The organism is Dysgonomonas sp. 37-18, from assembly GCF_001899125.1.
Taxonomy (GTDB): Bacteria; Bacteroidota; Bacteroidia; order Bacteroidales; family Dysgonomonadaceae; genus Dysgonomonas.
This window is the reverse complement of record NZ_MKVC01000041.1, coordinates 89000-102487: the sequence shown is the minus strand read 5'-3', so window position 1 is coordinate 102487 and position 13488 is coordinate 89000. Positions and strand designations below refer to the sequence as shown.

The 13488-nt window shown below is 38.0% G+C and carries 12 protein-coding genes; 8 read left to right on the top strand and 4 right to left on the bottom strand.

Annotated features, from left to right (window positions below; translation table 11 throughout):
• Window positions 1–60: 60 nt before the first annotated feature.
• The 3 genes from BGO84_RS15900 (at window position 61) to tatC (ending at window position 2234) form a co-directional block, all read left to right on the top strand.
• Entirely contained in the window at window positions 61–1029 is a 969-nt protein-coding gene (locus tag BGO84_RS15900) for an FAD:protein FMN transferase (protein ID WP_291030682.1), read from the top strand.
• A gap of 135 nt (window positions 1030–1164) precedes the next feature.
• Window positions 1165–1368, top strand: a complete 204-nt coding sequence (tatA, locus tag BGO84_RS15895) for a twin-arginine translocase TatA/TatE family subunit (protein ID WP_006841533.1) — start codon at window positions 1165–1167, stop codon at window positions 1366–1368.
• Between the two features lie 14 nt (window positions 1369–1382).
• Window positions 1383–2234: a twin-arginine translocase subunit TatC gene (gene tatC / locus BGO84_RS15890; RefSeq protein ID WP_291030680.1), complete on the top strand. Its 852-nt coding sequence runs from the start codon at window positions 1383–1385 to the stop codon at window positions 2232–2234.
• Window positions 2235–2355: 121 nt separating this feature from the next.
• Here tatC and pnp read toward each other — a convergent pair whose 3' ends face one another.
• Entirely contained in the window at window positions 2356–4527 is a 2172-nt protein-coding gene (gene pnp, locus BGO84_RS15885; protein ID WP_283685644.1) for a polyribonucleotide nucleotidyltransferase, read from the bottom strand.
• A 289-nt stretch (window positions 4528–4816) separates the two neighbouring features.
• On the opposite strand from pnp, the gene BGO84_RS15880 reads away from it, so the two are divergent.
• From BGO84_RS15880 to BGO84_RS15865, 4 genes are all read left to right on the top strand, one after another.
• A complete protein-coding gene (locus BGO84_RS15880; protein ID WP_291030678.1) occupies window positions 4817–6913 on the top strand; it encodes a TonB-dependent receptor in 2097 nt (698 codons plus the stop codon).
• A 1-nt stretch (window position 6914) separates the two neighbouring features.
• Window positions 6915–8159, top strand: a complete 1245-nt coding sequence (locus BGO84_RS15875) for an MFS transporter (protein WP_291030676.1) — start codon at window positions 6915–6917, stop codon at window positions 8157–8159.
• Window positions 8137–9504, top strand: coding sequence for an oxygen-independent coproporphyrinogen III oxidase (gene hemN / locus BGO84_RS15870; protein ID WP_283685641.1), 1368 nt, complete (start codon window positions 8137–8139; stop codon window positions 9502–9504). The genes BGO84_RS15875 and hemN overlap by 23 nt, the downstream gene beginning before the upstream one ends.
• Window positions 9505–9728: 224 nt before the next feature.
• On the top strand, window positions 9729–10229 hold the full coding sequence (locus tag BGO84_RS15865) for a hypothetical protein (RefSeq protein WP_291030674.1): 501 nt from the start codon (window positions 9729–9731) through the stop codon (window positions 10227–10229).
• 81 nt (window positions 10230–10310) lie between these two features.
• Here BGO84_RS15865 and fabG read toward each other — a convergent pair whose 3' ends face one another.
• From fabG to BGO84_RS15850, 3 genes are all read right to left on the bottom strand, one after another.
• Window positions 10311–11051: a 3-oxoacyl-[acyl-carrier-protein] reductase gene (gene fabG / locus BGO84_RS15860; RefSeq protein WP_135106599.1), complete on the bottom strand. Its 741-nt coding sequence runs from the start codon at window positions 11049–11051 to the stop codon at window positions 10311–10313.
• Between the two features lie 37 nt (window positions 11052–11088).
• Entirely contained in the window at window positions 11089–11682 is a 594-nt protein-coding gene (locus BGO84_RS15855) for a TetR/AcrR family transcriptional regulator (protein ID WP_135106597.1), read from the bottom strand.
• A gap of 217 nt (window positions 11683–11899) precedes the next feature.
• The gene (locus BGO84_RS15850; protein WP_291030672.1) at window positions 11900–12691 is read right to left on the bottom strand and encodes an RNA methyltransferase; all 792 of its coding nucleotides are present in this window, start codon (window positions 12689–12691) and stop codon (window positions 11900–11902) included.
• Between the two features lie 127 nt (window positions 12692–12818).
• Between BGO84_RS15850 and BGO84_RS15845 the strand changes: the two genes are divergently transcribed.
• Complete coding sequence (locus BGO84_RS15845) at window positions 12819–13475, top strand: DUF5715 family protein (protein ID WP_291030670.1); 657 nt, start codon at window positions 12819–12821, stop codon at window positions 13473–13475.
• Window positions 13476–13488 lie beyond the last annotated feature (13 nt).

Sequence of the window (13488 nt, the reverse complement as noted above, 5' to 3'; positions counted from 1 at the left end):
AATTCTTCTCTCCGTTCATTATGACAAGCCGCATAGCTAAAAAAGTATATAAGCGAATAGATGAACGCAATAATGGCCGACAACGGCTCCTTCTACTACAATATACAAGGTAGAGCCGAAGGAACCAGTTATAATATTATATATCAAGATAGTGAAGATAGAGATTTTCAACCCGAAATAGAAGAGCTGCTTGCCTACTTTGAGAAATCATTATCGGTATATGACAATGAATCCATTATTTCGCGAGTCAACAGAAATGAAGACGTAGAAATAGATAATTATTTTTATACAGTCTTCAACAAAGCAAAAGAAATAAGTGCCCACACAGAAAATACTTTCGATATCTCGGCAGAGCCGCTATTCAGGGCCTGGGGATTTAGCTCTCAAGAAAAATGTCCACCGAGTAAAGAGCAGATAGAAGAGATGAGAAAGTATATAGGAATGGACAAAATAAGCATCAAGGACAGACGCATTGTAAAAGATCATCCCAACATTGTATTGAATGTAAATGCTATTGCAAAAGGATATTCTGCTGATATTGTAGCTTTATTTTTGGAACAGCATAAATGCCTTAATTATCTTGTAGAGATCGGAGGAGAAATTCGAGTAAGAGGAGAAAACCTTCATGGCGAAGACTGGAGAATAGGTATTGACCGCCCATCCGAAAGCAACCTCATTCCCGGACAAGATATGCAAGCTATTTTACAAATTACAAATAAAGGAATAGCGACTTCCGGAAATTACAGACAATTTTATATCGAAAATGGAGAAAAAATAACGCATACAATCAATCCGGCAACGGGCTATCCGGCACAGCATAATCTACTATCCACAACAGTGATAGCGAACGACTGCCTCACAGCAGATGCTTATGCCACAGCATTTCTGGTTGCGGGAGTAGATAAGTCGTTGGAATGGATAAATAACAACGCTGAGATTGAGGCTATATTTATCTGTGACGAGGATGGAGAATATAAAATGTACTGTACTCCGGCATTAGAAGACAAGATCATTCAAGGAGACGAATAAGATGCCTTTCTTACTGTGTTAAAAAGAAATAAATATTAAAACATATCCGCTTTGTTAGATATTATTTGTATTATTTTGTCAACTGAAAACAATCTAACAGAAATAATATCATAAAGCACTAAAAAAACAAAAATCATGAATACCTTATTATTTTTAGGAAATCTGGGAACAGGTGAAATCATCATCATAGCCATAGTTGTACTTTTACTTTTCGGGGGACGCAAAATACCTGAACTAATGAAAGGATTAGGAAAAGGTATCAAAAACTTCAAAGAGGGAGTTAAAGGTATAGAAGATGATATAACCGGGGATAACGATACAACAACTAAAAAAGATTGATGTAGTATACTTCTATGGAAGAGAACAGTGGAGGAATGTCCTTTTGGGATCATTTAGAAGAACTACGGTGGACCCTTGTCAGGTCTATCATTGCCTTATTTGTTTTTGCGATACTTGGTTTTGCAATCATGCCGTATATATACGACAGCTGGATAATGGGTCCTACCCGTGCCGACTTTGTATTGTATAAATATCTATGTTATGTGACATCATCCGTGCCCTTTATGCCCGACTTCTGCGATGATACATTTCATATCAAGATTATAAACTATAATCTTACTTCGCAGTTTTTCAGGCACATGACCACTTCATTTTGGTTTGCTCTAATATTGACATTCCCATACCTTGCATTTGAAGTGTGGCGCTTTGTAAGCCCTGCTCTCTATTCTAATGAGAAGAAGAGTATCAGATGGGTATTTCTGTTCGGAACAGGTATGTTCTTTATCGGATGTGCTGTAGGATATTTTCTTGTATTTCCTATGACATTCCGATTCTTATCGACATACCAGCTAAGTGAGATGATCGAGAATACAATTTCGCTCGATTCGTATATGGATAATTTCCTTACATTGATATTCATCATGGGAATTGTATTCGAACTTCCTTTGGTATCATGGCTTTTATCTCAATTGGGCTTTTTAAATAGATCTTTTTTCAAGAAATTTAGAAGACATGCCATTGTCGGACTATTGGTATTATCTGCCGTAATCACTCCATCAGGAGATCCATTTACCCTTTCGGTTGTATTTGTGCCACTTTATCTGCTCTTTGAATTGAGCCGCTTTATGGTAAAACCTGCACCGAAAGAAACTGATGAGGAGGATGAGGATGAAGATACTGCCGATATAGAAATAAAGACTTCGTAATTGTAAATATTATTTGGAAGATAATCATCAAGAGAATCTGCATTTCTATTAAAAGATAAAATATCGATAAATAAAAAGCCCCGATTGGTAACCAATCGGGGCTTTTATTATATATATGCGCTTAAGCCTCAGCCGGAGCATCTCCGTTTGCCTTCTGTACAGGCTTCTCAGGTCTTGGAGGACGAGGAAGAAGAACCTTACGAGACAGTTTGAACTTACCTGTCTTAGGGTCGATATCGATAAGTTTCACCTCAATCTTATCACCTTCTTTCAATCCTACTTTTTCCATGTCTTCTACGCGATCCCACGAAATTTCAGAGATATGAAGCAATCCGTCTTTTCCTGGAAGGAATTCACAGAATGCACCGTAAGGCATTACCGAACGTACTTTTGCAGTATATACCTCTCCTACTTCCGGTACAGCAACGATTCCTCTAATCTTAGCCATTGCAGCTTCGATAGCAGTTTTGTTAGTAGCTGAAACTTCAACGCGTCCATAACCATCAATTTCTTCGATAGTAACAGTTGCTCCTGTTTCTTCCTGAATACCTTGAATGATTTTACCACCGGGTCCTATTACAGCTCCGATAAATTCTTTGCTGATAATTAGCACTTCGATACGTGGAGCATTTTCTTTGAAGTCGGCACGTGGTTCAGGTAATGTCTCAAGGATTTTACCCATAATATGCAAACGTCCTTCACGAGCCTGATTCAATGCCTTTTCTAGAATTTCGTAAGAAAGTCCATCTACTTTTATATCCATCTGAGTAGCTGTAATACCATCTTTTGTTCCACAAACCTTAAAGTCCATGTCTCCCAGATGATCTTCGTCACCCAAAATGTCTGAAAGTACAGCAAAGTTAGTACCTTTCTTCTCTGAGATAAGTCCCATTGCTATACCTGTCACCGGCTTTTTGATCTTCACCCCTGCATCCATTAATGCCAATGTACCGGCACAAACTGTAGCCATAGATGAAGAACCGTTCGACTCTAATATATCAGATACCACACGTATAACATAAGGATAATCGGAAGGGATCATCGGTTTCAATGCACGGTGTGCAAGATTACCATGACCGATTTCACGACGACCTACTCCACGTTGTGGTCTTGCGTCTCCTGTTGAGAACGGAGGGAAATTATAATGTAGCAAGAATCTCTCCTTACCATTGTTCAATACATCATCAATGATTTTCTCATCAAGCTTTGTACCTAATGTTACAGTTGTCAATGATTGTGTTTCACCACGTGTGAAAACAGCCGATCCGTGAGCTCCCGGAAGATAATCTACTTCGCTCCAGATAGGACGTATCTCTGTTGTTGTACGACCATCAAGACGTTTTCCTTCGTCTAAGATAGAACGACGCATCGCTTCTTTTTCTACATCATGGTAGTAACGAGAAATCAATGCACCTTTTTCTGCAAGCTCTTCCTCAGTAAGGTTCGCTTTATATTCTTCTTCTATAGCCTTGAAGTTATCTACACGCTCATGTTTGTTTGTATTTCCTGATGCTGCTACAGCAAAAGCTTTATCATAACATTTTTCCCAAACATCTTTGCGTAGGTCTTCGTCATTTGTTTCGTGGCTATATTCACGTTTTTTTGTAGTACCAACAAGCTCCATCAATTCGATCTGAGCCTGACATTGTACTTTAATTGCTTCGTGAGCAAACTTGATAGCTTCCAGCATTTCTGCTTCCGAAACTTCTTTCATTTCACCTTCCACCATCATAATGTTATCAATAGTAGCACCTACCATGATATCCATATCAGCTTTAGCTAGTTGAGAAAATGTTGGATTTAAAATGAATTGTCCATCAACACGAGCTACTCTCACTTCTGAGATAGGACCATTGAACGGTATATCTGAAACAGCTAAAGCTGCCGAAGCTGCCAATCCGGCCAATGCATCAGGCATATCTTCACCGTCGGAAGAGAATAGAGTCACATTAACAAATACTTCCGCATGATAATCGTCCGGAAACAATGGACGAAGTGCACGGTCTACCAAGCGGCAAACCAATATTTCGTAATCTGAAGCACGTCCTTCTCGGCGTTGAAAACCTCCCGGGAAGCGGCCATATGCTGCAAATTTTTCTTTATACTCTACCTGTAAAGGCATAAAATCAACACCCGGATTTGCATCTTTTGCGGCACATACAGTGGCTAATAACATCGTATTACCCATCCGTACCATTACAGACCCATCAGCCTGTTTTGCCAATTTTCCGGTTTCAATGGTGATAGTCCTTCCATCACCTAAATCGATACTCTTTGTAATCGGATTAATCATAAATTTTTTTCTTAACGTCTTAAAATCAAACAAAGGTAAGTAAAGTTTTTGAAAATTAAGGGAATGGAGATCGAAAACTCCATCGGGAAAGACGAAATACAATAATAATATCAAGGTTTTCTTTTACTTAATTTCATTCATCTAACCACCCGTTTAAGTTCAATATTCCTATTCTAGGCTTATGCTGATAATAAAAAATATCACTACATCTAGTGATTGACTGCTATTTTAAGTTTTCATACATTTGCACATCAACTAAAAACTATAAATATCAACACATTAAGAAATAATGAGATCAAAGTCCTTTCTCTTTTTGACCCTCTTATTCTGTGCCATTATCAATAATACTTATGCTGATGATATCGTCATTGATAATGATTCTATCAAAATGAAATACACAGCAAAAGAGGTTGTAATAGAATCATTTAAGCAAAACAGTGATTTATCGATACAACCTGTCTCGGCATCCGTTCTATCTGAAAGTATTATTAAAGAAAACAATATAAACAACATAAAAGAGGTGACGGCTTTTGTACCCAATCTATTTATGGTAGACTATGGTTCTAAAATGTACTGCCCGGTTTTTATACGAGGAATAGGGGCTGCAAAAAACACCCCTTCTGTAGGGCTATATGTAGATGGAGTGCCGTATTTCGACCGCTCAACTTTTGATATGAACATTAGCGATGTAGACCGTATTGAAGTTCTGCGAGGGCCACAAGGGACTATTTATGGCAGGAATACCATGGGGGGTATCATTAATGTTTTCACAAAATCCCCATTAAAGACAAAAGGAACTTACTTGAATCTCTCTGCCGGTAATTACAATACTTATCAGACGGGAATCTCGCATTATGGAAATGTAGATAATAAAGTAGGCTATTCACTATCGGGTAATTATTCCCATTCGGGAGGCTACTTTATGAATAAAACCACAGGTAAACGAGCCGACCCGATTGATGGAGTTTCCACTCGTGCCCGACTAAGTTGGCGTATTATGCCACGGTTGACGATGAACCTTATTTTTGCTTATGAATATTCCGATCAAGATGGTTATCCTTACCGTATTTATGATAAAAAAACGGGCAAAATAGAAGATATAAATTATAATGAACGGAGTTTCTACCGTCGTAATATGTCTAACAATGGACTGAATATAGAATATGTGACAGACAATTTCAAACTGAGTTCGCAATCATCTTTTCAGTTTTATGACGGGAAACAAGGTATCGATCAGGACTTTTCACCCAAAGACCTTTACTACGTAAACTTCTATCACCGTCAGCAAATGTACTCTCAAGAGTTTAATATCAAATCAATAAAAGAAGACAGCAAGTATAAATGGCAGTTTGGAGTATTTGGATTCCACCAGAATTATTTCCAAACAAACGATACTGACTACCGCACATCAGGAAAACATGCAATCCAAAATGTAAACAATCCGACCGAAGGAATTGCTCTATATCATCAGTCTACTCTGAACGATATCTTCATTCCGGGACTATCGGCTACTCTTGGAATTCGCTACGACTGGGAGAAAACAAAATCTTCATTGACACGCATCACTGCAAATCCGAATGCAGAGCCTGTTGTCGATCCCGAAGTAAAGGCTAAGGACGATTTTTCTCAAATTACACCAAAAGCATCTATCCAATATGCGTACAATCAGGATGGATTGACATATTTATCTGTAAGTAAAGGATATAAAACAGGAGGTTTCAACAATACGGCCGATGAAGATAAAGACCGTACGTTTGATCCTGAATATAGCTGGTCTTACGAATTAGGAACAAAATCAAGCTTTCTGAACAACTTGCTTTATCTCGACTTCAGCCTCTTTTATATTAGATGGAGCAACCAACAGATTTCGCAGGTTAAACCCACAGGGCAAGGTTTTTTGACTCGCAATGCAGGGAAATCGGAAAGCAAAGGCTTTGAGTTAACAACTCAGATAAACCCTTCGAGAAATCTGAACTTCCAGATAGCCTATGGTTATACGCATGCTAAATACAAAGAGTATAAAGAAAGCGAGACGGTAAATTATAATAATAATTACTTACTCATGGTGCCTAAGCATACATTGGCGATATCTGCAAATTACACCATAGACACAAACCTGAGATGGCTCGACAAGATTGTGCTTAACGCTCAATATACAGGAGTAGGTAAATTATATTGGAATGACGCCAACGATGTAGAACAACCATTTTATGGAGTGTATAATGGGAAAGTTTCTTTCGTTAAAAAACAATTTTCACTAGATTTGTGGGCTAAAAATATAGGTTCTAAAGATTACATCGCATATTACTTCGCAACATCAGGTAATAATTTTGTACAAAAAGGGAAGCCTTTCACATGTGGATTAAATCTGAACCTTAAATTCTAATATGAGAATAAACATTCAAAAAGGAGAAAAGCTATTTACATTCTTTTGCCTGTACATTGCACAATCGATACCGATGAGTTTCTTCTCTACGGTGATACCTGTAATTATGCGGCAACAGAACTTCTCGCTCGAAAGTATAGGTATGCTCCAATTGCTAAAACTCCCTTGGATACTAAAATTTCTATGGTCTCCTGCGGTCGACCGTTCCACTTTTAGAATAGGTGATTTTAAAAGATGGATTTTCTCCTCAGAATTAATATATGCATCCATCATATTTGCTGTCTCATTTCTCGATTTTCAAACCACACCTTATCTTATCATTGGGCTTGTAGTATTATCTTTCATCGCTTCAGCCACACAAGATATTGCAACCGACTCACTTGCTGTTCTGTCTTTTAGTAAAAAGGACAAGAGCCTTGCAAACAGTATGCAGTCGATGGGAAACTTTGCAGGTGCTATGATTGGCGGCGGCATATTACTGTTACTCTATCATAAATTCGGGTGGGGAAATCTATTACCATTCCTCGCTGTATTTGTTATTATAGCTCTAATTCCTCTAATATTTTTCAAGAGAGGAAATAACCAAGTAATCATAAAAGCAAAGCAAGAGAAGAAGCCAACCCCCGACGATCTTCTTGGCTTTTTCAAACAAAAAGGTATCTGGAAACAGGTCGTCTTCTTATTTGTATATTATGCAGGTCTTATTGGAGTGTTAGCCATGCTGAAGCCTATGCTGGTAGACTATGGCTACAACATGAAGGAAATAGGCGTCATGTCGGGGATTGTGGGTACATCTATTGGCTGCCTTGCTTCTTTTGGGGGTGGCTTTATCGTTCGAAAAATAGGTAGACATTCCGCTCGAATATTGTTTGCCGTTTTCACATTGATTACCACTATCTATTTCTGCCTGTTAGTATCTGCTCTTCCTGTAAATATAGCAACTCTGCATTTAGGCATCTCTTTACTTTGGGCAAGTTACGGAATGGCGGTTATTGTTGTATATACCACAGCTATGGACTGTGTACGCCCGGGTTTTGAAGGGACAGACTTCACAATACAAACTGTGATTACACACCTGAGCGGAATTATTATGGGTGTAAGCTCGGGTAAAATAGCAGCAATGATAACATACAAAGGACTCTTTGTTGTGGAAATGTGTATTGCAGCCATATCTCTGGCATTTATCTTATTTGCATTCAAACTTAAAGCACCGAAAGAACAAAATGAAACAAGAATTACTGAATAAATATAGCATCCCGGTTCCAAGATATACAAGCTACCCTCCGGCTAACTTTTTCAATGAATCATTTACTGCCGATTCATATAAGGAAGCTATTATACAATCAAATGAACAAAACCCTCAGCATATATCCATCTATATACATATCCCTTTTTGCTACCACATGTGCTATTATTGCGGCTGCAATTCACAGTTGCTCAAAGACAAAAATGTAGTAAAAGAGTATATAGAAACCTTGAAAAAGGAGATACGGATGGTGCTTCCCCTACTCGACCATAGTCGTAAAATATCACAAATACACTATGGAGGAGGAACACCTACGTCACAGCCCGTCTCCGTTCTAAAAGAGATCAACCGGATAATCTTATCCGAGTTTGAATGCATCGAAAATCCGGAAATTGCAATAGAGTGTCATCCCGGATATCTGGATGAAAACTATTGGAATGATCTGATTGATGCCGGATTCAACCGAATAAGTATTGGCATTCAAGATTTTAACGAAGGAGTTTTGAAGGCTTCCGCCCGTAAGCCATCACGAATGGCGATAGAGGATATAGTACACATACTCAGGAGTAAAGGCGTATCCGTTAACATGGATTTTATATACGGACTACCTCTACAAACTCCTGAATCTTTTGCAGAAACTATTCGGAAAGCAATATCCCTCAAGCCGGACAGAATTGTCACTTTTTCTTACGCCCATGTTCCTTGGGTAAATGAGTTGCAAAAAAATCTCGAAAAGATTGGCTTGCCATCAGTTTCTACAAAAAACGAAATATACGAAACAGCTAAGAAATTGCTAATCGATGCTGGATATAAAACGATAGGGCTCGACCACTTTGTATTAGCAAACGATGAGCTCTACGAGGCTTTACAAACAAAATCACTGCATCGCAATTTTCAAGGATACTGTACCCGCCGCACGACAGGTCAGGTTTATGCATTCGGAAATACCGGGATCAGTCAATTATCTACAGCTTACAGCCAAAATGCAAAAGATCTGAGCACATACATATCATCAGTAAATGAGGGTAAATATCCGATAACTAAAGGGTATATACTGAATAAGGAAGAACAAATTACCCGTGAAGTAATAGCTTCACTAATGTGTAACTATACAGTAAGTTGGTCGGATATAGCGACCCGAATGAATATGTCTGAAAAGGAAGTAAAAAATGCTCTGAACTATAACAAAGAGCAGCTCTTTGATTTTCAAAAAGATGGAATTATCGAATTTTCGGAAGATCACATTACAGTATTACCGGAAGCTGCTCCCTTTGTCCGCAATGTTGCTGCTTCGCTCGACAAACTGATGGTAAATAACGAAAAGCGTTATTCCAAATCGGTATAATCAATTTTTGGGTAATAGTTTATTAAAGAAAAAGGTCTTTCAAGCATGGCTTAATTAATAAAGAATGTATATCTTTAACAAATAGATTAAAAATTAACATTAATACTATGAAAGCTTATTCACAAATATTACTTCTTTTCATCTTTATGTCCTGTCTTTTTATATCCTGCAGCAATGATAAAGACTTACCAGAAGAAAATAAAACATACACATTTCATTCTATTATGTGGAAGTTAGAGGAGGGAGATAAACAAGAGGTAATAGAAGACCATAGAAGCATCTCTATCCATAACAACGTAGACGAACCAGCTATAATAACAAATAAATCAGAAGATTACATTAAGGACTATTCCCATTTTCATAACTCAGAGGATGCAGAACTATTAACCCAATTAATGGGTGAAGATTATACTGTCTCTATACCATCTGAGATCAGTCTATTATCTTCTGATTATGTTTATTATTCAGGTAAAGAAGCTCCGCTACGCATTGGAGAAAAAGTAGAGCTAGAACCTTCCACGAAGGTTAAAGAATCTACAACATTACCACCACATAGCAAGTTAACTACTAATGTGACGATATATCAGAATAAAATAACAGCCACATATCGCATTCGTCTAGTGGCAGACGATGATTCTTTTGATTACAAAGATATACATGGAAAATGGACCGGCGTATTTTTAAGAAATATGGAAAGTAGCTCTGTCGTTGAAGAAATAAAATAAAAACGAATCATTGGACAACATAATAATAAAAAACGGCTTCAATATAATTTGAAGCCGTTTCTATTTTGATACAATATGTTTTTACATACCTCCTGTAACAGGAATAACTTCTCCTGTAACATAAGCGGACAAATCCGATGCAAGGAATACAGCAACATTCGCTACATCCTCAGGTGTTCCTCCACGACGTAACGGAATTTGCTCTGCCCATTTTTTCTTTACATCTTCAGACAATACTCCTGTCATTTCTGTAATGATGAATCCCGGACAAATACAGTTTGCACGAACATTTCTCGAGCCGAGTTCTTTTGCGACAGATTTAGCCAAGCCAATCATCCCTGCCTTAGATGCAGAATAGTTAGCTTGTCCGGCATTACCGTTAAGCCCAACGATAGAACTCATATTTATGACATTTCCGCTCTTTTGCTTCATAAATATTGGAGTAAGCGCGTGAATAAAGTTGAATGCAGACTTTAAGTTTATATTGATTACCATATCCCATTGCTGCTCAGTCATACGCATCATCAGTCCGTCACGGGTAATCCCTGCATTATTTACAAGAATATCTATCTGTCCGAAATCTTTAGCTATTTCTTCTACCACTTTATGAGTGTCTTCAAAATTTGCAGCATTAGATGCATATCCTTTTGCTTTCACTCCAAATTTGGCAATTTCTGCTTCAGTCGCTTTTGCGTTGTCATCTATAGCTAAGTCAGTAAATGCAATATTTGCTCCCTGCTCTGCAAATTTAAGTGCGATGGCTTTACCTATACCACGAGCTGCACCTGTAATAATAGCGGTTTTACCTTCTAGTAATTTCATAATTTAAAGTATAAATTAAATTTATATAGTTTACAATCTACTTTTTCTTCTTTTTTATTCCCTCAAATATAAGGTAAGCAATATTTTCTCTTTGCGATTCGGTTTGCAGGCTCTCTGCTCTAATCTGCCCTCTGATGTAAGGTACTTCCAATCCTTTGAGCGCATGGTGAAGTATTTCAGCTGTAGCTTGAGTGTCGGGCATCTCGAAAGTACCCTCTTCCACTCCTTTGTTCAGAATATCTTTCAGTACCTGGATCTCTTTTCTATCAAACGATTTCCTTACATTTTGCACACGCCAGATATCACGGAAGAAATCAGCTTTCAATGTACCATTCCTTGCCACAACATTTTTCACTGCATCAAATCGCGTATAAAAAAACAAAAGAAGTTTCTCGTCTGCAGGAAGATTCTTATTTGCTACAGTCTGCAAAGCATGGAACATCTGATCGAGCTCCGTCTCCAGAACCGCCTGATACACCTCATTCTTATTATTGAAATATGTATATAGTGTCCTCCGCCCTTTGTGCGAAGCTACTGCAATATCATTCATGGTGGTATTTTCCACCCCCAACCTTGCAAATAGCTGACGAGCTACATCTATCAGGATATTTCGGGTTTTGTTTATGGCCATAAACTAAATTTGCACACAAATATTACAAGTGTGCAAATTTAGCATAAAAATATTGAATACATAAGATTTTCCTTTGGTTTTATCACTTTTAGGAATTTTATACATACAGAATAAGGATAAGGCTACCCATGCTTTTTATCCTGTCGACTACGTATATATCAATAGCAAAAGCTAAATATAATCAAAATAGACAAATTACCATGGGAGGTTTCGGAGGTTAAAAACCTCTCTGTCGCATCGCCTCAAATGTAAGGATGGCAGTAGAAACAGACACATTGAGCGAATCGATCTTACCCCTCATCGGAATCTTTACCCGATAGTCGGCATTATCGAGCCAAAAGTGAGTCAGACCATCCGCTTCTGTACCCATAACGATAGCAGAGGGTTTAGTAAAATCGGTATCCTGATACCATTGTGAAGCATTCAGTTCAGCAGCAAACGCCTTTATACTTCTGCTTTTCAGATAGCTCAATGCTTCCTGAGATGTACAAACGGCTGTCTGCACAGTAAAAACACATCCTACGCTAGAGCGTATTGCATTCGGATTATAGATATCAGTGGCAGGATCGCAAACAATTACAGCATCAGCTTGCGCTGCATCGGCCGTACGTAGAACAGCTCCTAAATTACCGGGTTTTTCTACAGATTCGAGTATAATAAGGAACGGATTATCTGAAAGTTTAAGATCTGCCAACGTATGTCCTTTGGGTTTAGCCAAAGTTAAAAGCCCATCAGAGCCTTCACGATAGGCTATTTTTTCAAAAACAGCTTCCGAAACTTCAAATTTTTTATTGTCAGATATAGATTCTAGAACATGGGGATAATCTGTTTTCACAAACAGTTCGGGACATACAAACACCGAGTCTACCTCATAGCCCGCCATCAGAGCAAGAGTTAATTCCCTAGCCCCTTCTATTATAAATAAATTTTGCTCTCTCCGTTCTTTTGCTTTCGAAAGCTTTACAATATTTTTTATCCTCGTATTTTGCAGGCTGACAATTTTTTCCATTATATCCTAATTGTTATCATAATGCAAAAATAAGAATTAATTACCGACAAAATCCTGTTATTTTATACCTTTGTAAGTTTTATTAGACAATCAATTTATATATACAACTCTAAACGATAATTATTTTATGAGATATATCTGGATGCTTTCCGTTGGTATTCTATTCTTAATAAGTTGCAGCACAAAAGGAAAAAATAAAGAAGAGGTTCCAACCGAGCCAAAGAAATATACTCGTTTCAACGGGAATTACAATCTCACATTCAACGATTTACCGGATTTACATATCGAGGCCGCCGAAGCAAACGGCGTAGGACCTTTGGAAACAAGAGCAGACACTGCATTATATCAAGACAAGCTTGTACGTATCCCAATAGAACTGGACATTTACCGTGTTGATAAACTTACACACTCAATGCCTTTTCTAGTTCCTAAAGCAGCAAATTTACTATCCGAAATCTGTATCAACTTCAGAGACTCGCTCATCAGTAAAAAAATGCCGCTTTATAAACCGATCATTACGAGCATAACACGCACCAATGATGATGTAAAAGGGCTAAGCAGAAGAAATAGAAATGCAAGTGATAATTCTGCACACCGTTATGGAACAACAATAGATATAGCGTGGACACGATTTGACAAAGTGAACCCAACAGACAGCCGGGTTTTGGACGACGGCAGACTAAAAGCCGTATTGGGTCAGGTTTTGCATGATCTGCATGAACGCGAGAGATGTTATATCAAACATGAGAGAAAGCAATCTTGCTTTCATATCACGGTAAGATAATTTTTAAATAAGC